At 41.7% G+C, this 23,746-nt stretch carries 12 protein-coding genes; 1 reads left to right on the top strand and 11 read right to left on the bottom strand.

Annotated features, from left to right (window positions below; translation table 11 throughout):
• Nucleotides 1-19: 19 nt before the first annotated feature.
• The 11 genes from B4A24_RS02845 to B4A24_RS02795 form a co-directional block, all read right to left on the bottom strand.
• The gene (locus B4A24_RS02845) at nt 20-1,561 is read right to left on the bottom strand and encodes an alpha-N-arabinofuranosidase (protein ID WP_293942458.1); all 1,542 of its coding nucleotides are present in this window, start codon (nt 1,559-1,561) and stop codon (nt 20-22) included.
• A gap of 607 nt (nt 1,562-2,168) precedes the next feature.
• Nucleotides 2,169-4,295, bottom strand: coding sequence for an endo-1,4-beta-xylanase (locus B4A24_RS02840; RefSeq protein ID WP_293942456.1), 2,127 nt, complete (start codon nt 4,293-4,295; stop codon nt 2,169-2,171).
• 193 nt (nt 4,296-4,488) lie between these two features.
• The gene (locus B4A24_RS02835; protein ID WP_293942454.1) at nt 4,489-6,552 is read right to left on the bottom strand and encodes a hypothetical protein; all 2,064 of its coding nucleotides are present in this window, start codon (nt 6,550-6,552) and stop codon (nt 4,489-4,491) included.
• 322 nt (nt 6,553-6,874) lie between these two features.
• A complete protein-coding gene (locus tag B4A24_RS02830; RefSeq protein WP_293942452.1) occupies nt 6,875-8,290 on the bottom strand; it encodes a glycoside hydrolase family 43 protein in 1,416 nt (471 codons plus the stop codon).
• A gap of 6 nt (nt 8,291-8,296) precedes the next feature.
• Entirely contained in the window at nt 8,297-9,847 is a 1,551-nt protein-coding gene (locus B4A24_RS02825) for a glycoside hydrolase 43 family protein (protein WP_293942450.1), read from the bottom strand.
• Between the two features lie 38 nt (nt 9,848-9,885).
• Nucleotides 9,886-12,339, bottom strand: coding sequence for a glycoside hydrolase family 95 protein (locus tag B4A24_RS02820; protein ID WP_293942449.1), 2,454 nt, complete (start codon nt 12,337-12,339; stop codon nt 9,886-9,888).
• Between the two features lie 110 nt (nt 12,340-12,449).
• Nucleotides 12,450-13,283, bottom strand: a complete 834-nt coding sequence (locus tag B4A24_RS02815; RefSeq protein ID WP_293942447.1) for an alpha/beta hydrolase — start codon at nt 13,281-13,283, stop codon at nt 12,450-12,452.
• A 53-nt stretch (nt 13,284-13,336) separates the two neighbouring features.
• Nucleotides 13,337-14,299: a transketolase family protein gene (locus tag B4A24_RS02810; protein WP_293942445.1), complete on the bottom strand. Its 963-nt coding sequence runs from the start codon at nt 14,297-14,299 to the stop codon at nt 13,337-13,339.
• Between the two features lie 39 nt (nt 14,300-14,338).
• Nucleotides 14,339-15,190, bottom strand: coding sequence for a transketolase (locus B4A24_RS02805; RefSeq protein ID WP_293942443.1), 852 nt, complete (start codon nt 15,188-15,190; stop codon nt 14,339-14,341).
• Nucleotides 15,191-15,197: 7 nt separating this feature from the next.
• Nucleotides 15,198-15,866, bottom strand: coding sequence for a fructose-6-phosphate aldolase (gene fsa, locus B4A24_RS02800; protein ID WP_293942441.1), 669 nt, complete (start codon nt 15,864-15,866; stop codon nt 15,198-15,200).
• 174 nt (nt 15,867-16,040) lie between these two features.
• On the bottom strand, nt 16,041-20,117 hold the full coding sequence (locus B4A24_RS02795) for a two-component regulator propeller domain-containing protein (RefSeq protein ID WP_293942439.1): 4,077 nt from the start codon (nt 20,115-20,117) through the stop codon (nt 16,041-16,043).
• Nucleotides 20,118-20,557: 440 nt separating this feature from the next.
• Here B4A24_RS02795 and B4A24_RS02790 point away from each other — a divergent pair, with 440 nt between their 5' ends.
• Nucleotides 20,558-23,740: a SusC/RagA family TonB-linked outer membrane protein gene (locus tag B4A24_RS02790; RefSeq protein WP_293942437.1), complete on the top strand. Its 3,183-nt coding sequence runs from the start codon at nt 20,558-20,560 to the stop codon at nt 23,738-23,740.
• Nucleotides 23,741-23,746 lie beyond the last annotated feature (6 nt).

The following is a 23,746-nucleotide window of genomic DNA, read 5'->3' as shown; positions in this document are numbered from 1 at the left end:
TTAAGGTTTATTTTACAATTTATATTAGCTCCAGTACAATTACCGAAAATGCAGGAATATCGACCTCGACAGCGCCATTTAATAACTTCGCATCTTTATACACAGCAGGAGCGATTTTTGCTGGCATTTTGAATGAATTGTAATCCCTCAGATTATCTGAAGTGAGTATACGCCCGCTGACTTTTGAAGCCTTCAACGAAGCCAGATCCACACGTACCTTATTTTTCTTTTTCGGATCAATATTGACCAAAGAGATATGTGTACGTCCCTCCGCATCTTGGGAAGCCGAGACAGATACCGCCGGAATTTTTTCGTTGTTCAATTCAAAATCTGTTGATTGCAGCGTTATGGGAATTAATTTTGCATCCTGATGCACTTTATACATCTCCATTACATGGTAGGTAGGTGTCAAAATCATCTTTTTACCTTCAGTCAGAACAACAGCTTGCAGTACATTTACTGCTTGCGCCAAATTCGCCATTTTGACCCTGCGTGCATGATTATTAAAAATATTTAACGTCATTCCAGCTATCATGGCATCACGCATGGTATTTTGTTGATACAAAAAACCTGGATTTGTACCCGGTTCAACTTCATACCAACCACCCCATTCGTCCACGATCAAATCGACATTCCCTTTCGGATCATATTTGTCCATGATAGTGATATTCTTTTCCACCAGCTCATTCATAAACCAGGCCGACTTCATGGTTTTGAAATATTCCTCCTCCGAATAATTTACAGCAGAACCCTTTTTATCCCAATTAATCACAGCATAGTGATGCAGCCCCATTCCCTTCATCAAGCTACTCGGAATTTTCTTCATTAACGTTTCAGTCCAATTATAATCAGCACTATTGGCTCCAGAGGCGATACGATACAAGCCACCACCATTGGTCCAATCAGACATAAAGGTGGCATATTTTCTGTAGATGTCCGTGTAATAGTCGGCAGTCATATTCCCACCACAGCCCCAAGCTTCGTTTCCTACACCCCAAAACTTAACCTTCCATGGTTCATCCCGCCCATTTTTTCGTCTCCAATCCGACATTGGGCTTTTACCCGAAAAGTTCACATATTGGACCCAATCCGTCAGTTCCTGAACCTCACCACTTCCTACATTACCGGCCAAGTACGGTTCTGCACCCAACAATTCACACATATTGAGAAAATCATGGGTACCGAAAGTATTATCCTCCGTTACCCCACCCCACCAGCTATTCACCATGGAAGGACGTTGTGCCTTAGGTCCCACACCATCCTTCCAGTGATAGGTGTCAGCAAAGCATCCTCCAGGCCAGCGGAGATTCGGTATATTCAGCTTCTTTAAGGCTTCAATAACGTCAGTCCGTACACCGTTTTTATGAGGAATAGAATCATTTTTCTCACCCACATAAAAACCATCATAAATACAGCGTCCCAAATGTTCGGCAAAATGTCCATAAATATGCCGGCTTATTGTCAGTTTCTCGTGTGGGCGCTCTAATCTCACGCTACTTTGACCAAATAACATTCCGTTGCTCAGCGCAAATGCAACTCCTATTATAAATTTTAATTTCATTATAAAAGACTTTATTAGTTTACAAGGGTCATAATTTCTTAATCAGCTGCTACGAAGATTTTAATAGCGTTATTTTGCACAAGAACATTTCGTCCAAGTATTTCGTCACCAACGCATATCTCAATCATTACCGATCAGCATTGGCTACCCGCTCCATATCTCAAATAATCTGCATTTTAGCTAAATTTGGTTATAATTTACACCTGTTTTAACACTTAACTTTTCATGTTCACAGATAAAGTAAGCTATAAAAACAAATAATTAGTGTCAATTTAACATTTAAATTCTAAATAGGAAAGAATAATTTATTATTTCTACAAAAAAAACTAAATCTGTTTCTATTTGCCCAAGTAAAATACTCGCTCCATTTCTATTGGTAAACTAATTCTATGAATCAAAAAAAGCAATAAAACACTGTGGCCCTGAGAAAGATAGTCTTTACCGAAACGATTTGTCCCTACGCTTTGACGACCTCCTTAGCTATGCTTCCACAGCTCTAAAAGTTTTGAAGGAGAAAAATGCCGGTAATCGCAACGTACACCTATTTGACTAAATCAAGAACCTGGAAAAATGTCTAAAGCTACCTCAGCCTTCTTTTGAAAATGAGCTAGGAAGACAAGCCATTAATTTGCTTTATCCTTCCATTTTCATCATATTCAAGTTCGGTGACTTTCATGCTCCTTAGCCATGTCTTTCCGCCCGATGGCGCTGAATCATGATAAAAAAGATACCATTTGCCTTTGAATTGTAAGATACTATGGTGAGTAGTCCAACCTACTACAGGAGATAATATGACACCTTGGTAAGTAAATGGACCATATGGATTATCCCCAATCGCATAACAGATCAAATGGCTATCTCCTGTAGAATAGGAAAAATAATATTTCCCCCCATACTTATGCATCCAGGAAGCTTCAAAAAATCGTTTTCCATTATCTCCATGTTTTAATGGCTCTCCATTTTTATCCAAAATAACAAGATCCTTAGGCTGCTCCGAGAATTCTAACATATCTTCGGACATCTTAGCAACCTTTGGGCTCAATGCCGCCTCATCTACATGCGGTAATGATGTTGGCGAAACAATTTTATTGTTTCTATAAAATTGTAGCTGTCCCCCCAAAATACCACCAAAATATAAATAATATGAACCATCATCATCTTTAAATGCGCAGGGATCTATGCTGTAGCTCCCTTTGATTGGGTTAGCCTGAGGGATAAAAGGGCCATAGGGTTGATCTGCTATTGCCACACCTATTCTAAAAATATCGTTTTTGTCTTTAAGAGAGAAATACATATAATACTTGCCATCTTTCTCGGTCACATCCGAAGCCCAAAGCTGCCTACCAGCCCACGGTATATCTTTTATATCCAACACCTTACCATGATTATTAACCTCAGCATCGACATCATCCATCGAAAAAACATGATAATCCTGCATATCGAAATGATCTCCATTATCGTTAGCTTTTATGCCACTTTCCCGATCATGCGATGGATAAATATAGATTTTGTTTTTGAAAACATGGGTCGAAGGGTCAGCCATGTAGTCATTAGGGTATAAATATCTACTTCTGCTCATTTTCTTTACCTCTTTTTTTTGAGTCAATGCGATAATATCTTTTACAAATGGCTTGGGTTGGTATAGACGGTCGAATAATAAGGGGTAATCCGTTCGTCCCAAAATGGGCCAGTTATTTTTCCACGAATCGCCATCGCCAACGCCCCACAAAGTCACACGGGATATTTTATCCTTGTGTTTGATATATAACCTAAAAAAATCAATATAGCGCTTTCCCAATTCTGACATTTTTCGTGCAGGTAAATACTTTTCATATGGATTCATCTTTTTACTATAATCAAGGCGTTCACTGATCTCCGCCCCCATATTTGGGCGCACATGTGGAAGCACAGAAACATCCATTTCGGTAACCATAACCTGGACCCCAAGATTAGCAAAGCCTAGAATGGTCTTTTCCACTTCTTCAAGAGATGGATTGTCCAACGCATTATGCTCCTGCATACCGATACCATGCACAGATGCGCCCGCCGTCTTCACCCGCTCAACCATCGCGATAATACCCTTTCTCTTCGCCGGAATTGACGTTGAATAATCATTATAGTATAACTCCGCATCTGGATCAGCTTCGTGAGCAAATTTGAAGGCCAATTCAATAAATTCTGGACCGATGATCTGGTAGAATTTGCTTTTACGCCATTCTCCATTATCTAATATTGCTTCATTAACGACATCCCAACCAAATACCTTTCCTCTATATCGCGATACAACAGTTTTTATATGATTGCGCATGCGTGCAATCAGCTCGTTACGGGAAACATCCTTCCCATCTTTATCGATAAAAAACCAGGCCGGTGTCTGTGAATGCCAAATCAATGTATGACCAATAATTTGCATCTTATTTTTTTTACCAAACTCTACGAACCGATCAGCATCCTTAAAATAAAACTCGCCTTCTTTGGGTTGAAGAAACATACTTTTCATACAGTTTTCAGCAACAATGGAATTGAATTGTTTTTTGACTACTGCAACAGCTTTGGTATTTTGCTCCCAGATCTGATCAAGATTGAGGGCTGTACCAATAAAAAACTTATCCTCGAAAGCTTCTTTCAAACATATGGAGTCAGGAGCATGTTCCAGATCCTGTATATTTGCTCGCGCACACGTAACTCCTAATAACGTTGTTACGGTCAAAACGATTGTTGTTACTATGTTCATAGTTTATTTTTTTTAATAATTATGTCTGGATTCAATATCCAATGATTTTATCGGTAGTTGCATCATCCAGCTCATATTTGGAAATGACGTATATTGCCAGCCCCCCCTAACACCCGTACCTGACACCAATCTTTTATATTCTGCTGCCCTTTCTATGCCCGCCAGTTGAAAAAGCGCGTTATTGCCGATTGGTTCAATTTAATATGTATTTCACCAGATAACTCTTCGTTTGGCCTTTGTAAATACAATTAACCTGAGCATGATCTGTCAACGAACTCGCCTGTTTGACCATAATCTTAACCTCAGCGTTGTCAGCCGATGCTCTTACAACAGGAATTTTTTTGTCTTTTGCGTCAATAGGAGAAACAACCTCATAAGTATTATAACCAACTAGGCCATTCTCATCCGTGGATCTAACCGGTATTGAAGGTAATGACAGTTTTTTACCGTTTACAGTAATCTCCACTGTAGGTGAAACTGGACGCTCAATTCTTTGTTCTTTCGAACTAAATCCCAATCCGATAAAATCAAAAAGAGCTGAGCCATCTTCACCTTCAGCCACAAGATAAAGAGCATGTTTTCGATCCAGATGATCGACGTATTTTGATACATCAACTGTAAACTGTGTCACAGCAGACTTAGCATTTTCTGGAATGGAGATTTGGGCTATCTTTGTGCCTTTCCAGGTATCATTATCCCAGGGACCATCCAGCCAAACATTAACTTTAAATGCGGCTTGGGTTTTTGGGGTAATAAATAAATTGAATGTCGTATTATTTCCTTGTTTACTTCCGCTAAAAGCCTTCAATCCAAATTTATCCTGATTCAACCCTCCAAATCCAAAATATTTAAACCCTACAATATTTCCATTTTTCATATTTGTCACCGGCATATGGTTATCCCAGACATCCCATGAGTCTTGCTGTAAGCTTATATCAGATAGATAGCAGGCGTATCCTGCAGAATAATATTGGTATGGGTTCAAACCATAAAAATGAAATCCTTCAGAGGTCACTTCGGCACCTTTATATTCCCTTCCTTGCTTATCTTTGATCGTCAAATTTTTCTGATAGGGGTCGAAAGCATGGATAGAAACCATTCCGCCATCTTTCACTGCTTTTTCATCCCATTCTATTTTGATGGGCTCAACTACTGCCTGCCGGGCAAAACCAAATCCTCGTGGTGGGCGATGATAAAATACATACCATTGTCCATTAATTAGTTCTATACTACCATGCGTATTATGGCCAGCATTTGTGGTCTCGATAGCCGATCCATCACGATTCAATACTGGGGCCCGTGAGTCGACTAAGACACCTCCGCTTTTCCATGGTCCTAGAGGTGAGTCTGCCACTGCATACCTTAGGGTTGAATTGGAGCTACTGACCCCATATTCAGGGCCAGAATATCCACTGTAGACCGTGACGTATTTATTTCCCACCTTTCGGATGGACGATGCTTCAAAAAAATTGAACGTCCCTAGGTCTTCTCCTTGGAAGATGGCAGGATACAACGTTCCTTTAGGATCACGTAATTCTCCATAACGCGCACTCGCTGGCAAAAGATAATTGATAATTTCAGTTCCAGGCCTTAGTGAATACATTGTTTTTTGATCCAACTGAGCTGCCATTGACCGTTGGAATCCCCAGAAGCCGTAAGCGCGAAAGCCTATTTCAAAATCAGGATCTTTCGGATCAGTAATATATTCAATGTAAACTGCCGGATCGAATCCCAAGATACTTCCTGGCAAGGTACGTTTGCCATCTGCAGTCAGATTTACCGGTTTAAACGGACCATTCGGCCGATCTCCTTTGACGACCATGGCTTCGCGATGCTCGCCTCTACTGTGTGGAAACAAGTAATATTCTTTTTTTCCATCTTTTCGTTTGACCTCCACAAGATCCGGTGCATACATGACATCCCATTTACCATCCATTGGATAAGTAAAAATAGCTCCCTCATCGCGCCAGCTCGTCAGGTCTTCTATCGGTGCTGACCACATTCTGATATCAGGTCCACAGTAACTTGTAAAACGCAAGTCATGTGAGCCGATGATATAGGCACGGTATTTTCCGGGCAGGTCTGGATCTTCAAAAACTCGGGGTTCGCCATCTGGAAGATGCTCCCAAAGTGGTAAATAAGGATTTCCAATAGATTGATGTACGAAACCTTTACTAACATCCTTCACGACATTTTGTTGCTGCCCAGTTGCCGTTGTCGTCATCAAAATTCCTGTAAAGGATAAGAATAATACCATTGTCCTTTTTTTAAAGACAATACTTAGTTGCTTCATAAAATTGTATAATTAAGTTACTTCTATTCCTGTTTTATTGATTTATTGTTGTTTTTATTATTACATTGCTATTCAATGCATATTTACATACCAATTGTCGGCACGAAATGAATCCGCCAACGATCCTTCGTTATTTATCAGATTACACTCTTCGGGGTTATTGCCAGATATAGCATACCGCTTTGGGATGTTTAACCTTTGATTGATTCTGCACGATGATAAGTCACTATTAGTCTATCAAGGGTATTTTATTGCCAAGCGAGAATTTGGCTTCCCTGATCAATGTTTAATCTGACATTGTCTCTCCGCCTAGGTTGGAAACACCCAAGCCACCAAATTTCCAGCAATCAAAAAATAGAATATTGGAAGGTACCTTACCTTTAAAAACAAAATATAAATCGTGGACTCCCGTCACTTTATTGGACAATTGTTTGTCTACTGTCGTCCATCTGTCATCACCGCCTGTCATCGGGACTTGGATTGTAGCTAGAATAGGTCCATCAACTGCATTTGACCTCACCTCCATGCTGATACCACCATTGTGTGTAGTGCCTACCCGCGCAAAGAAGTTCATCGCACCCTTGTCGCCAAAATCAACGTTTTTTATGCTTGTATATGCGCCGTTTTTGAGCGCTTTAATAAAAACGCCTACTTTATTATTTTGGAAAGATTTAACATGTTCAGACCAAGATATTGTTTCAGCCTGTATAAGGCTATAGGGATTCACAGTTTTAAGTGCTCCGGTAATCCCTGTTGTCATTTTCATTGGGAGGATACTACCGTCAGGATTAAACTTCAATTCCTGTACAGCGACCGAGCGCGTGAAACCTCCTCCTCCCGGCAAAGCTCCGTTGTGGTAAAAGAAATAGTTCTTTCCCTTAAAGTCGACCACACCGGGATGATTGGTAAAAGCCTTGCCTTCCGCAGGCATGACCACACCACCATATTTCCATGGACCCTCTGCTTTTTTACTGGTCGAATAACCAATAAATTCAGGTAAAGGACCGCCTGGCCAAAAAAGGTAATATAAGTTATTTCTTTTGTACAACCACGGCCCCTCCTCATAAGTAGATGGTCGTTTGGGATCTCCTTCTCTTTTGCCAAACGATGCTGCCGTCATAGGAACTTCCACAATATCGTCCTGATACGAAATCATATCTGCATTGAGTTTTACATACTTCAATTTTGGATTACCCCAGTACATATGGGCTTGTCCGTCATCATCGACAAATACGGTCGGATCAATATCTCCCGCCTCGCTTTGTACAAGCGGTTTTCCCAATGGATCATAAAATGGTCCCAGCGGGCTGTCTGCTACTGCTACACCAATTGCTCCCCGATTGTTCAATTTGGAAATAACAGGTACATATAAGTAAAATTTACCATTTTTCTCCACACATTGCGCCGCCCAAGCGTCACCTTTTGCCCACTCAAAATCAGAATAGGACAAAATCGCACCATGATCGGTCCAATTAACCATATCATCGGTTGAATAAACACGCCAATTGTTCATGTTAAACCAAGTGGACTCTTCTTCGTCTTGTGTCGTGTAGAGATACAGGCGATTATTATACACCATAGGGGCGGGATCCGCCGTATATGCTGTTTGTACAATTGGATTCTGGGCCCTTAATACATTTGTCTTTACAGACAATATGATCAGAAACCAGAAAATTACCAACGTAAAAAATTGTCGTCTCATATCGTATTAATTTGTAGCAATATGGAAATAATCAATATCAACATAACCGCCAGCTGCTTTGCTAGCATAGTTAAAAAGTCCAAACCGATACCCCATAAAATGAGGTATCGTGTAGCTCATTTTTAACGGGGTGCCTATGGCAGTCCAATCGCGTCCGTCGATACTGTAAAAAAATTCGGCAATGTCTCTTCTATTTGTAAAATCACAACTCGCCTTAAGAAATATACGTTGCTCCTTCAGGCTGATCTTGGCTACCTCTTCCGGAATTCCCGTAGTCGCATTGACCATAACCAGTGATTTGTTGTTTCCTTCCATACGAACCCCAAGGAGGCCATAGTTTTTTTGCAACAACGACAAACCTGCAAAATCACCATCTTTCATCTCCGACACATCAATAGCAATAGAGCCACTGCAGGTAGGACCAATAGTTCGTTGTGTCAGTGTGTTCTTGGCTTGTAAAAAGTCATCCGAAAGTTTCCCTGTTTTCAATCGCAAGAAGCCTTTGCGTTCGGTTACTGACCATAGATCAGGATCAGCATTATGATTCCATTGCCACACCAAAGGCAAGGCTGGTTGTCCTTTTTTTCTGTTAAAATCATCCGAATTAACAATACCAGGCATTAGCGCTTTGTTAGCTGGGAGGTTTAATTCAACTGGTACCTTCCCTTGAACACCCAATATAGGCCATCCATCTTCCCAACTGACAGGTACCAAAAATGGGATTCGGCCAACTGCGCCATAGTCCTGAAAAAGATAAGCATACCATTTCCCGTTCGGCATATCGATCAAGCCACCTTGTGCTACTCCTTGATCTTGTAGGACTACCTTACCTTCATAAGGTCCTTCAAGTCGGGCAGCCCGATGCACGATAACCGTACGCATCCCTCCCTGTGGCCAAGAAATATTAAAAAGATAATACATACCATTTATCTTAAACAACTGTGATCCTTCGGCAGGTAGGCCCATCTTTCCGTCTTTGGGCAGACTTGGCAAGGAAGCATCTTCGATCAGTATCCGCTCCGTCCCGGGTTTTATACCTGAAAAATCTGGTGCCAACTCGGCCATATGTAAACGCCCCCCGCCCCACAGTATATAGGTTTTCCCATTCTCAAAGAATATGCTATGATCGTGCAGCATTGGCGTAAATTCTTTTGCTTCCCAAGGACCATTTTCTATATCTCTCGTCGTGTAGATATGAGTTTTTCCTGTATTTGCGGAAAATGTACTGATATAGTATTTACCATCATGGAAACGTAAGCTACTCGCCCATGAGCCATGTCCATATGCATTTTTATGCTGCGACAGATTTAGTTCATCGGTATCTGCCAAAATGTTATACGCATAATTTACCAATGTCCAATTAACTAGATCTTTTGATTTCATAATCGGAAGTCCGGGATTCATATGCATGGTTGTACTACTCATATAATAGGTATCGCCAACACGTATCATCGACATATCAGGTACATCAGCAAAAATGATCGGGTTTTTCGCCTGTTGCGCTGAAGCGCTTGTAAACAAGGCAAAAAAAGATAGAGCGAGCACGATAATTTTCATTGTTAAGTTGTTGATCAGGTTAAATAATAGGATTAATTCTATAGACCACTAAAAGTATACTTTCCTCCAGGCACAGTAGGCACGTCATATTCATGATAGCTCTGCAAATTGTTTCCTTTCAAATTTGCGTCCGGCGAAATCATGGCTGCGGGCGTTTTTGCTGGAACTAACAAAGGGTTAGACTGTACTTTATTAACCGTTTGCAACCCCTTTCCTCGCAGTGCTGATGCTGTTCTTAATCGCAAGTTTCCACCCAGTGATGAAGACACAATAACCTTTTTTATACGGCCATTTTCCCAACAGAGTTCGATCTCAAAACCGCCACGAGCCTTTATCCCTTGTACAGCGCCTTTCTTCCAGCGATTAGGAATGGCCGGCAACAGGTGTATAGCACCATCGTGACTTTGAACCAACATTTCCGCTACGCCCGCCGTCAATCCAAAATTACCGTCAATCTGAAAGGGAGGATGAGCAGTAAACATATTCGGATAGGTTCTTCCTTCAGGATGATTTTGATCTGCTATCGTCAGCATTTTTTGAATGATTTCATAGGCATGGTTTCCATCCAATAAGCGTGCCCACAAATTGATTTTCCAACCGATAGACCATCCTGTTGCAAAATCACCGCGGTACATTAATGAGTTGCGCGCAGCCTCAAACAATTCAGGTGTACGAATGGGAGAAATCTGATTACCAGGGAACAAACCATATAAATGTGAGACGTGCCTATGCTGATTCTGGGGATCGTCCAAGTCCTCAAGCCACTCCTGCAATTGACCATATCTGCCAATTTGCATGGGTGGAATACGTTTTGCCGTCATCAACAAACTATCTTTGAAAAGACCGTCGACTCCCAGGATTTCTGCCGCCTTAGCCGTACGGGTCAACATATCAAAACAGAGCTGATTATCCATAGTCACACCTGCAGACAAAGGTCCTTGCTCCGGTGATATTGAGGGGCTAAGCACCAACCAGTCTTTGTCTGAATAGGCTGGATGTTGGATAAGTGCCGAAAGTAGAAATTCGCTAGCCCCTTTCATAACGGGATAAACTTGTTTTAGAAATATTTTGTCTCCACTAAACAGATAATGTTCCCAAAGATGCTGTGATAGCCATAATCCGCCACTGGGCCACATTCCAGCCGCCGCAAAATCAATCGGGCTCGTCACACGCCATATATCCGTATTGTGATGTGCAACCCACCCCCTAGCATTGTACATCGTTTGAGCTGTCTCTTTTCCGCTTTCACTGAGCTCCTTGATCATCTCAAATAAGGGGTACTGCGTATGCGAAAGATTCGTGACATCCGCGGGCCAATAGTTCATCTCTGTATTTATATTGATGGTGTATTTACTATCCCAAGCTGGTGACATGGAGCTATTCCATATCCCTTGTAAATTGGCGGGTTGTCCTCCAGGTTGTGACGAACAGATCAGCAAATAACGTCCGAATTGTGCTAGCAGAGCCACAAGTTCAGGATCTTGTGTTTTTGTAAAGTTAGCTATACGGGCTTGCAAGGGCTGGTCCACTTGATTCGTTCCTTCTCCAAGCCGAAGCTTAAAGCGTTGGAATTGCCTAGCGTAAATCCCTGTATGGCGTTTTAGTGAAGATGGATAATGAGCAGACATTGCCTTATACAGTCGGTCCGCAGCTTGCTTGAATGGATCAGCACCCAGTAGATTGTAATGTTTAAAATTGGTCGCCATCGAGATATAAATACGCATCCGAGTTGCTCCCTTCACATCAATTTTTTTATCCGAAACATCTACTAGTCCATCTGTATTTTGTATGGCTGTATGTGTTTGATAAACAATTTGACCAGCGATCCCCTCGTGATCACTACCCTTTCCTTCCAAGACCAGCGAATGACCACTTTTAAAAATACGGTGTTGCGATTCATTATCATAGCTTAATTCACAATTAATTTGTCCTTTTTTACTTGATGTTATCTGCATCACGATGACATCATCGGCAAAGGAGACAAACATTTCGCGTGTGAAGGTGACTCCATTTACTGTATACCGTGTCAAGGAGATAGCACGCTCGAGATCAAGTGCGCGATAATAGTTTTGATACTGTTCATGTCCTGGAAATCTTAATAGGATGTTTCCCCCAGTTTGATAGGGCATGCCATGTGTTTTTGTAAAAAAAGTTTGGTTTGCGAGTTTATCGGCCTCGGCTAATCTTCCCGCGAAAATATCGCTCTGAATCGTTTTTAAAGCAGTCCCACTCTTCTTATTATCATTGCGATAAGGCCCGCCAGCCCATATGGTCTCTTCGTTGAGCTGTATTTTTTCACAAGACGGAATGCCATAAACCATGGCTCCCATTCTTCCATTTCCAAGTGGCAAGGCTTGTTCCCAGATCGTTGAATCAGCGGGGCGGTCATACCACATGGTCAGCTCGGATCTCTTTTGCGCACACGATAGTGTCGTATTCAATAAAAAAAACACCGTCAATATACCTCCATACTTCACAATAAAATTTCCCATTATTTCTCTTACTAAAGTTTTCAAAATTATTTTTCATGCGACGACACCCTATTTAAATTACATCTAATCCAATAGCTAACACCTTTCGTAAGGTCGTTATCATAGCTATGCTACTTGCCCGCCTTAAATAACAACTGAGAAATATTATAAAGGTCATTTTTCCACACATTGAAATCATGTCCTCCAGATTCTAAATAGTATATGTGAGGCACCTGATGATCCAAAAGGTACTCATGTGTCCTTTTGCTTATATTGAGCAAACCATCTTGGTCGCCGCAGGAAACCCACAACATTTTTAGCTTGTTTTTAGCTTCCTCTGGAGCAGGTAATAATTCTTGTGGCATCTTTGTGTTGGGGGCAGAAGAAAACCCACCCACCCATGCAAACGTATCGATGTGGCCTAATCCAAAATTCAATGCCTGACCACCACCCATAGATAGACCAAAGATCGCACGATGCTCACGGTCTTGGACAACTGGAAATTGTTTTTCAACAAAGGGAATCAGGTCGTCAAGCAGATCTCTTTCGAAAGTCGAGAATGCAGCTACGCGATCCGGTGCCATGACATTTCCTCCGGCCCGGTCATCTTTCATCGCACGACCATTGGGCATCACCACCACCATGGGTTCCATTTTACCTTCGGCATAGAGATTGTCAAAAATAACCTGTGGATTTCCATGCCTCAACCATTCACGTTCATCACCTCCGATTCCATGCAAGAGGTACAGTACAGGATATTCTTTTTCGGAATTATATCCTGGAGGTGTATATATCAGTGCTTTTCTGGACACGCCCACCGTTTTAGACGGATAAATAATAGAATCTATTTTCCCAGTAGACATCAGTTTCCTTTCCACGTCAAATCCCTTTGGTGCAGCCTGTTGTGCATGGGACAACAAGCTGATCGACATCATACATAATGCTGTGCAAATAATCTTTCTCATTTTTACAATTGGTTGATTAGTAGTCAAAATATGGGGCAGTCCCCGTTTTTTGACTATTTGAATTGTTTTCTTTTTAGTACTCGAAGTACAGATGCCACTATGGCATCGGCATTTAGCCCATATTTATCCATGAGTTCACTCGGTGTTCCCGATTCACCAAAACTATCATCTACGGCAACATATTCTTGAGGTACAGGCATTTGTTTGGTCAATAGCTGTGCGATACTGTCGCCAAGCCCACCGATACGGTTATGTTCTTCGGCCGTCACCACGCAACCCGTTTTTTCGATAGATGCCAGTATAGCTTCCTTATCAAGAGGTTTGATGGTATGTATATTGATGATTTCTGCATCAATTCCCAGCTTTTCCAATTCCTCGCCCGCCCGGATTGCCTCCCATACCAAGTGTCCAGTCGCTATAATAGTAACATCAACACCTGAATTGAGCAGCACAGCTTTGCCAATCACAAATTCCTGATCTTCGGCTGTAAAAACAGGAACAACAGGGCGTCCAAAACGCAGGTAAACAGGACCTTTATGTTTTGCCACTGCTATTGTTGCCGCTTTGGTTTGGTTATAGTCACATGGATTGATGACAGTCATCCCGGGGAGCATTTTCATCAATCCGATATCTTCCAGGATTTGATGAGTTGCCCCATCTTCTCCCAAAGTAAGCCCCGCATGCGAAGCCGCAATCTTCACATTTTTATCCGAATAGACAATGGACTGACGAATCTGATCGTACACACGCCCGGTCGAGAAATTGGCGAATGTACCGGTAAAAGGTATTTTCCCGCCAATGGTAAGTCCAGCAGCGATGCCCATCATATTCGCTTCAGCAATGCCAATCTGAAAAAAACGGTCCGGATAAGCCTTGATAAAATCGTTCATTTTGAGGGAGCCAACTAAATCAGCACAGAGCGCTACCACATTTTCATTTTGTCTCCCCGCTTCCAGCAAACCAGCACCAAATCCAGATCGCGTATCCTTGGATTCTGTGTATGTATATTTTTTCATTTTAATTTAATCAATTTCGAAATCTCTTAATGCATGATACTAATAATCGCCCAACGTTTCCGCATTTTGGCTTAATCCTGACTCCAATTGAGCGTCATTCGGTGCCACACCATGCCATTTGTGTGATCCCATCATAAAATCAACACCATTGCCCATTTCTGTGTGCAACAATACCATGATCGGAGCTTTTTTGACTGTCATCGACTGAGCTCTTCGAAGGCCGGCAATGACGGAACCAACATCATTTCCCCGCCTAACTTCAACAACCTCCCAACCAAATGCCATCCATTTATGAGGCAAATCCCCTAATGACAGGACATCATTTGTAGCCCCATCAATCTGAGCTCCATTGTAATCCACAATAACAATTAAATTGTCCATTTTGTTATGGCTCGCATACATGGCCGCTTCCCAGACCTGTCCTTCCTGCAATTCACCATCTCCCATCAGGACGTAAACTAAATGGTTATCCTTATTTAATCTTTTGGCCTGAGCAGCGCCAATCGCAACAGAGAGACCTTGCCCCAACGAACCTGAGGCCACGCGGATCCCCGGCAATCCTTCATGGGTCGTTGGATGGCCCTGTAGACGTGAATTGAGCTTTCTAAAGGTGGCAAGTTCACTTATCGGAAAATATCCTGCTCGAGCCAGTACACTGTAAAATACAGGGGAAATATGTCCATTGGAAAGAAAAAATAGATCTTCTCCTTCGCCATTGACATCAAAGTGTTCATTTCGCTGCATCAGTTCAAAATACAGACCGACTAATAATTCCGCACAGCCCAAAGATCCACCGGGATGTCCAGATTGGCATCCATGCACCATACGAAGTATATCCCTTCGTACTTGTTGAACAATTGCTTCTAGATTATGTATACTATTTTTAGTCATTACCATATCAATTAAAGCTCTGTGTAGCAACACGTTTATGATCAGCGAGAAATTGAGCTAATCCACTATCCGTCAAAGGATGTTTTAACAAGGAGAATATCGCCTGCAGTGGCCCCGTCATGACATCTGCCCCGATCTTGGCACAACCCAAGATATGGGCACTATGGCGTACCGAAGCTGCCAAAATCTGTGTTCCAAAAGCATAATTATCGTAAATTGTGCGTATTTCCCGGATCAGTGCTAGCCCGTCGACGGATATGTCATCAAGTCTGCCGACAAAAGGTGATACATAAGTCGCTCCGGCTTTTGCCGCGAGCAGCGCCTGTCCGGCAGAGAAAACCAGCGTACAATTGGTTTTGATCTGTTGAGTACTAAAATATTTGATCGCTTTAATACCATCTTCAGTCATGGGTACCTTAACAACGATTTTGCTATCCAAAGCAGCCAACTGCAAGCCCTCTTTGATCATGGTTTTATAATCGGTCGAAATCACTTCCGCACTCACGTCACCGTCGACAATTGCACAGATAGCTTTATAGTGACCATGCACATTTTCTGTTCCTGTCACACCCTCTTTGGCCATCAGGGAGGGATTGGTCGTCACCCCATCCAATACGCCTAAATTTTGAGCCATACGAATCTCACTGAGACTAGCTGTATCGATAAAAAATTTCATATCTCTTATTTAGTTGATAAGTTTATTATTCGCCAGATTTTGGCGATTTGGTATAACACAAAACTATAGGTTTCCAGAGGACAGCATTGCAACAAATAAAAAAAAGAAGGGTAAAAATGTCTAAAACAAATTACCCTTTTGTAAAATTGCGCCTAAAAAACAATTTAACTCCTTTTACTCGGAAGTAATCTTTTGGCACTGTATAAACTCACTTGGAGTCATTTGATATTTTGCTTTGAAGACCTTTGTAAAATAATTGGGATTCGCAAATCCTGTTTGGTACGCTATTTCAGAAATAGACTTATCGCTTTTCTCCAACAAGCTAGCAGCCTTTTCCAGTTTCACAGACCGAATGAAATCTACCGGCGACATTCCTGTAAGTTCCAACAGTTTATTGTACAGGGAAGCTCTACTCATCGAGGTGTGGGCACTCAAGGTTTCCACAGATAATTGCGGGTTATCAATATTTTCGTGCACATAATTCAGCACTTTTTGCAAAAATTTATCCTTTTCTGATACAACCGCAACTTCGGGCAAAACAATGGATACCTGCTTGCTGTACACTTCCTTAAATGCTTGATTTAGATGGAGCAAGCTATTGATCTTCGCTACCAGCACATGCATGTCAAAAGGTTTGGTGAGGTAATCCACGGCCCCCGACTCCAGTCCACAAACGAGTCCATTATCCACTTGAGAAGCCGTCAACAACACAACTGGGATGTGTTTTGTCCTTTTATCCTGCACAAGTTTTTGCGAAAATTCCATGCCGTTTAGGTAGGGCATCTGCACATCACTCACCACAAGATCGGGATGATGAAAAAGTGCTTTCTGCCAGCCATCCTTTCCATTGGTAGCCTCGATGATCTGATAGTATTCTTTTAAAGATTCTTTGAGGTAATACCTAAAGTCTTCATCATCTTCGATAATCAGCACGAGAGGGCACTGTCTAACCTCTACAGGCGCATCTGTAGGCATTATTTCCTGCTCGGGCATATTTTCATAACTCGGTTCAGCTGGATCTAACCATAGATCAAATTTAAAAACACTCCCTTTTTCCGGTTCACTGTATACTGAAATCTTTCCGTTATACATCTGAACAAATGACTGAGCAATCGATAAGCCGATGCCAGAACCTTGGCTAGCAATTGCGCCATCGTTGTCGTGCTGGAAAAAACTTTCAAATATGGATTGTTGCAATTGTTCAGGAATACCAATTCCTGTATCCCTCACCTCTAGACAGACCTGCAGCTTCTTGTCTTTCATACTGACCGATGCTATACTTACCGCAATATCCCCCTCTTTATTAGTAAATTTAAAGGCATTATAGATAAGATTAAATAAAATGCGCTCGATTTTATTTCGATCAAAACGGCAATATATTTTTTCTTGGCAAGGTAAAAAAGAATAGTCTATCCCCTTCTGCAAGGCCATGTCCTGAAATGACCGAAATACCTCCTGTACGAAAGACACTAAATCACCATCGTCGTCCTGCAATTTCAACTCATGATATTCCATCTTTCTAAAGTCGAGCAGTTGGTTGACCAGATTTAACAATCTTCGCGCGTTCCGGCTAATCAGATTCAGCGAATCAGCCAGTTTACGATCTTTATTTTTTGTTATCAGAGCGTCTATAGGCCCCATTATCAATGAAATTGGTGTGCGGAATTCATGGCTTAAATTCGTTAAAAACCTAATTTTCATTGCATCCAGTTGATGCTTGGTTTCAGCGTCTCTTTTTTGCTGCTCAATAAGCTGTTTCGCTTGGATACGTTCCTGTTCAAGTGCAAATTTTTGTTTTAGCTTTTGGATTCCGCGATGCCTGATCCATAGCAAGGCTCCCGCAACTGCTATCACATAAAATATATATGCATATATTGTTCGCCAAAATGGTGGAGCAACATGTATGGCAATGGATTTTATTTCCTTGTTCCAAATTCCATCGTTATTGCTGGCACGTACCTGAAATAAATAATCTCCGGGATCCAAATTTGTATAATAGGCATTATTTTCTTTGCCATTCCGAATCCAATTTTTATCGAATCCGACAAGTCTATACTCGTATTCGTTATCCTCCGGCACCGTAAGGTTTAGCGCTGCAAAAGAAATGGAGAAATTCTGTTTATACTTTAAGTAAATACGATCTGCTGTTAATAGAGACTGTTGTATAGCTCCTTTATCCGTAGGTTGAATGACGACATTGTCAATTTTCAGATCAGTTAGCGCTACCTTAGCTGGATTAATGTTTATTTTTAGATTGGCGGGATAAAAATGGTTAAACCCCTTCTGTCCTCCAAAATACATTTCTCCATCCGTCATTTTTAGCGTCGCCCCCAACATAAAAGCTCCTTCCTGTAATCCTGCAGCTTTCGAATAGTTCTTAAATAGCCTTTCTTTCGGAAAATAACAACTTAATCCTTTGTTGGTCGCAAACCACATGCGCCCTTTATCGTCTTCTATTATACTCTGTATTGCGCCATTAGCTAAACCATCTTTTTCAGAAAGAGTAATAAATTGTGTTTTTCCTTTTTCGAGTACTCCAACGCCATTCCCATTCGTTCCTACCCACAAATTCCCTGTTTTATCACTGTGCACGGCCAACACATAATTACTGGGCAGCTTATTGTTCTCCATATTAAAAATTGCAGTACGTTTTGTTCCAGGATCATACCTGGCAAGCCCAGAGCCATAAGTGCCAATCCACATATGATGATCCTGGTCTTCCTCTAGCGCGCGGATAAAATTTCCCGGTAGCCGAAGATCAGCGCTATCGCCTTCTGTCCGTCTGTATTTCTTTACTATTGCACCTCCCTTTTGAATAACATTAATGCCGCCGCCATTCGTCCCTACCCATATATTACCTTGAAAATCAGTTTTCAAACAAAAAACATCATTATTGTTTAAATTATCTTCTTTGTTGCCCGCCGTATATCTTTTGAGATCTCCACTAATCAGATCATGACAAAGTACCCCATGTTGGTATGTACCGATCCAAAGTTGATCGCGCTGTCTTTCTAAAGCCAATACGGTCAGATCAGAGGGCAGGTTAGCCGCCAGCTTGACCGGAAGCAGTCGATCACTGTCCCTTTCATACTTCCAGACACCAGCACCATCAACACCTAGGAATATTTTATGCTGGTACTCCGCAAAAGATGTTACCACAGCTGGATCCCCAGTCATTCCCGCTAAGAAATCCAAACTTTTTAATCGAAATTGACTTAAATTGGTATCATATTTATTCAATCCTCCCCGAAAGGTTCCCACCCAATAAATACCGCTGTTATCGATACATATAGACCGGATAGATTTATGTGAAAGACTATGAATATTACTAGGATCAGGTTTAAAGGTATGCACACTAAAATCATTGGTATTTAACACATCAAGACCGTTGTCCGTTCCAATCCATATACAGTGTTTGAGATTATAACTTAAGGCATAAATGCGTGGGCTGCTCAAATTCCCTTTTCCGGGCCCGACTATGAATTTGTTAAATTGTGACGCACCTTGATTTAGGTATTTTAGTCCGAGCATCGAACCGATCCAGATTCGGCCTTTATCATCCTCGACAATGGAAGTTATTTCAACCCCATTTTCATACCCTTCCCCTTCAGACAAAACTTCGAAGCGTTTTATGGTCTTTAAATCACTTGAAATGCGGAACACAGCACGCTCCGATGATACCCACATGTTGTTTTGTCGATCACGAAAGACGCAGTTGGTCACTTTACCTGCAAAGGTCTCTACGACAGGTCTATATTTCTGATCAACTTTCTTTTGCAAATCATCGACATTCAAAATAAATAATGCACCGTAAGAAGCAACCCAAATATTTCCGTTTAAATCTTTATCGATCGCATTTATAGCTGCACTGAGCCACTTTCCATCCGGAGTAAGATTATAAGTTCGAATGCGGTCAGCCTGTCGATCGAAATAGCTCAAGCCGCCTCCGTTTGTTCCTATCCACACCCTTCCCTTCTTGTCTTCACAGAGCGCCGAAATATGATTAGCCATTAGACTATTTTCTTTATTGGCATCATAGCGATACACATGATAACGACGGCCATCAAACCTGTTCAGTCCATCCTCTGTTCCGAGCCAGAGGAAACCATAACTGTCCCGAAAAATGCTATAGATTGTATTGGAGGAAAGTCCATCTTTCGAATAATAGCGTTGAAAGGTCACAGGCTCATTTTGCCCATAACACAAAAACGTTAACATTGCCAAGGTTGTTACCAGTAAAATTCGTATCATATATTTAGGTGTATCTTCACTTTCAATTGCGGCGTGAACTATCAACTAATTTATTAAATTAATCCGATCAAACCAGTCCATAAAAATGTTTTTTGCCGGATTATCGGCCCTATTTGACATTCTTATCCTTCATTTAAACATTCTTGCTATTACTAAAATTTTGCTATAGCTAGCTTTGGTCTACAATTATAAACTGCTTTGAAAGGTATCTCCGTTTGGGAAAAACTATAACCAAACGATGCAACCGGTTGCCCTACATTTCTAAACAGCTAATTTTTAACCAATTATTATAATGCCATGATAACACTAGATGATCCATAGTCTGCGATCCTATTATGATCAAAAATGACCTAAGGGAATGCTGGTACAACCGTGCCAACCAATTACAGACAAATTAACCAAAAAAATTTTTAAACCTATTTTAATAATCCACATATGCTATGATGATTACAATCTCAATCACATTTATAAGGCATTGGAGAAAGCTATGGGGTATAGCTAGGCCATTCACTTTACTGTTATTCTTGCTTCTTGTCGGGCAGGTAACATTAAAAGCTCAAGCCAAAAGGCAAATTAAGGGCATTATTGTCGATGGCAACCACAAAAAAATAAGTGGCGCTTCCATCAAGGTGAAGGGGACATCATTAGGCACTGCCACCGACGAAAATGGAGCTTTTACCCTTCAAGTGCCAGCAGACAAAAATTTATTGACCATTTCCAAACTCGGTTACGGACAAGTCGAGCTTCCCATTGACGATAAAACCACAGTAGAGGTTCGGCTTATAGATAAGTCTATTGAAATAGAGGAAACGATCGTTGTTGGATATGGCCGGCAAAAAAAGGAAACCGTTGTTGGTGCCATAGCTCAAACTTCGGGCAAAATTCTGGAACGTGCAGGCGGGGTATCTAGTGTAGGAGCTGCATTGACGGGCAATGTACCTGGGGTAATCACGACAGCAAGTACGGGGATGCCGGGTGAAGAAGATCCCCGTATTGTGATCCGGGGACGAAGTACTTGGAACAATACAGATCCACTAGTGATGGTTGACGGTGTCGAACGACCATTATCAGCGGTAGATATCAGTTCTATCGAAACCATTTCAGTACTCAAGGATGCATCGGCGACCGCTGTTTATGGAGTGAGAGGAGCCAATGGTGTCATTCTCATCACCACTAAACGTGGTAAGGAAGGTCAAATGTTGATACGTGGTACCGTTAATAATGTCATTAAAACCGTTTCACAGCTCCCAGGTAAAATGGATTCATACGACGCGCTCATGCTACGCAATAAAGTGATTGAGTATGAGTTGGGCATCAACCCCGCAAGTTGGGCCGATTATTCGCCGCAAGATATTATCAATAAATACCGTTTCCCCGCCGACCAAACCGAACGTGAGCGCTATGTAAATACCGATTGGGCTAAAGAACTATTTAGAAGCCAAGCATTTTCGCAAAACAGCAGTGTTAATATTGCTGGTGGCACCCCATTTGTCAAATACTTTGCCAACGCAGATTATCTGTATGAAGGTGATCTATTTCGTCAGTTTGAAAACGCCAGGGGCTATAAAGCCGGCTACGGATTTAACCGTCTCAATGTCCGTTCGAATTTGGATTTCCAACTTACACCAACAACCAAATTCTCAACAAATCTCGCAGGCTCTCGGGGTGTCCGAAAAAGCCCATTTGGTGGTGGCAACGATTATTCCTATTGGATTGCAGCCTACACCGTAGCACCGGATGTTATCTATCCACGTTATTCAGATGGCACCTGGGGATTCAATGCGCCAAACCCAAATGCCGGAATAAATTCTGCTCGTGTACTGGCTATCAGTGGAACTGAGTACATTACCACGAGCCGCATTACAACAGATTTTACGCTCGAACAAGACCTCAAATTTTTAACAAAAGGCCTTAATCTACGTGGGACAATCTCTCTGGATAATACATTTGTTGAAGGCAGACGTGGTATTAATGACGCCAACAATAACACCCAAAGCAAGTGGATAGACCCCAATACTGGACTTCCAACCTACCAAATTCCTTTCGATGGAACCAATAGATTCGATTTTGCCGAAGGCATTGATTGGACGACAGAAGCCGGAACAGTAAACAACGCACTCACGTACAGGAGATTATTTTATCAATTGCAATTAAATTATGTAACTACTATTGCCAAAAACCACAATATTTCGGCCATGGGATTGGTCAACCGAAATCAATATGGAAGAGGTAGCACGATTCCCTCCTATCGGGAAGACTGGGTATTCCGTACAACTTATAATTACAAGAATAAGTATATGCTCGAATATAACGGTGCCTATACGGGCTCAGAGAAATTCGCACCCGAAAACAGATTTGCCTTTTTTAATTCCGGAGGTATTGGCTGGTTAGTTTCGGAAGAAGAGTTTATGAAACCTTTATCCTTTTTGAATACGTTAAAGCTGCGTGGCTCCTATGGAGATATTGGTGACGATAGCGGTGGTGGACAATTTCTTTATTTAACGCAATGGGCCTACGGCGGTACGGCAGGGATGGGTGTTGACGGTCGATTTTCCTACTCCGATGGAAATACCAGTCCATACATCTGGTATAAAGAAAATGTGCTTGGAAACCCAAATATCCGCTGGGAAAAAGTCAAGAAGTTAAATTTCGGTGTGGATTTTGGCCTATTCAACGGACAGATTTCTGGGAAGGTAGACTTCTTTAAAGATCATAGGACGAATGTGCTTATTACTGGCGGTGGCAGGTCTATTCCGTCATATTTTGGTGTAGAGGCTCCAACGGCCAACCTCGGAGAGGTAAAAAATAAAGGTTATGAGGTCGAATTAAAGTTCAATAGGCAGCTAAACAAAGATTGGAGGATATGGGCTGACCTCAATTTTACCCATGCCAAAGATAAAGTCATCAATGCCGATGCGCCTGAATTGTTACCCGCATATCAAAAACCCGACAATAAACAGGTGAGTCAGACCTATTCATATGTTAGCTCCGGGTATTACAATACCTGGGATGAACTTTATGGCAGCACCATGCATGAAAGCAATGACCTCGCTAAGCTTCCCGGCAATTATCATATACTGGATTATAATGGTGATGGTATTATTGATGCCAAAGACAATATCCCTTATGCCTTTCCCTCTGTTCCACAAAACACATACAATTGTACGATTGGGTTCGACTGGAATAACTTTAGTGTAATGACGCAGTGGTATGCGGTCAACAATGTCACACGTCAAGTTGTCTTCAATAGCTTCTCAGGTCAGCTTAATCTGGCCTACGAAGAAGGTTCGTATTGGTCAAAAAACAACGTTCATGCGGATGTTCCTTTACCACGTTGGCTGTCTCAATCAAGTAGTTATGCCCCGGGTAACAGGTATATGTTTGATGGTTCATACATTCGATTGAAAACCGCTGAAATTGCCTACAATTTTAACCGCGAATCCAGCATGATCAAACGCTTGGGTCTTCAAAATCTTCGCCTCTTCCTAAATGGCAACAACTTGGTCTTCTGGTCCAAAATGCCCGATGACCGAGAATCCAATTACGCCGGCACGGGTTGGGCTTCTCAAGGAGCTTATCCGACGGTAAAGCGATTTAATCTAGGTGCAAACATTACTTTTTAAAGCAAT

This window comes from Sphingobacterium sp. UBA7249, assembly GCF_002472835.1.
In the GTDB taxonomy this organism is placed as follows: Bacteria; Bacteroidota; Bacteroidia; order Sphingobacteriales; family Sphingobacteriaceae; genus Sphingobacterium; species Sphingobacterium prati.
Note: the sequence above shows the minus strand (reverse complement) of the source record. Positions and strands in the feature narration are given on the sequence as shown.

What these genes read in the sequence shown, in the direction of transcription:
- B4A24_RS02825 (WP_293942450.1), bottom strand. Translation starts at nt 9,847, where the DNA reads ATGAAAATTATCGTGCTCGCTCTATCTTTTTTTGCCTTGTTTACAAGC.
- B4A24_RS02815 (WP_293942447.1), bottom strand. Translation starts at nt 13,283, where the DNA reads ATGAGAAAGATTATTTGCACAGCATTATGTATGATGTCGATCAGCTTG.
- B4A24_RS02805 (WP_293942443.1), bottom strand. Translation starts at nt 15,190, where the DNA reads ATGACTAAAAATAGTATACATAATCTAGAAGCAATTGTTCAACAAGTA.
- B4A24_RS02840 (WP_293942456.1), bottom strand. Translation starts at nt 4,295, where the DNA reads ATGAACATAGTAACAACAATCGTTTTGACCGTAACAACGTTATTAGGA.
- B4A24_RS02835 (WP_293942454.1), bottom strand. Translation starts at nt 6,552, where the DNA reads ATGGTATTATTCTTATCCTTTACAGGAATTTTGATGACGACAACGGCA.
- B4A24_RS02845 (WP_293942458.1), bottom strand. Translation starts at nt 1,561, where the DNA reads ATGAAATTAAAATTTATAATAGGAGTTGCATTTGCGCTGAGCAACGGA.
- B4A24_RS02790 (WP_293942437.1), top strand. Translation starts at nt 20,558, where the DNA reads ATGATGATTACAATCTCAATCACATTTATAAGGCATTGGAGAAAGCTA.
- B4A24_RS02810 (WP_293942445.1), bottom strand. Translation starts at nt 14,299, where the DNA reads ATGAAAAAATATACATACACAGAATCCAAGGATACGCGATCTGGATTT.
- B4A24_RS02820 (WP_293942449.1), bottom strand. Translation starts at nt 12,339, where the DNA reads ATGGGAAATTTTATTGTGAAGTATGGAGGTATATTGACGGTGTTTTTT.
- fsa (WP_293942441.1), bottom strand. Translation starts at nt 15,866, where the DNA reads ATGAAATTTTTTATCGATACAGCTAGTCTCAGTGAGATTCGTATGGCT.
- B4A24_RS02795 (WP_293942439.1), bottom strand. Translation starts at nt 20,117, where the DNA reads ATGATACGAATTTTACTGGTAACAACCTTGGCAATGTTAACGTTTTTG.
- B4A24_RS02830 (WP_293942452.1), bottom strand. Translation starts at nt 8,290, where the DNA reads ATGAGACGACAATTTTTTACGTTGGTAATTTTCTGGTTTCTGATCATA.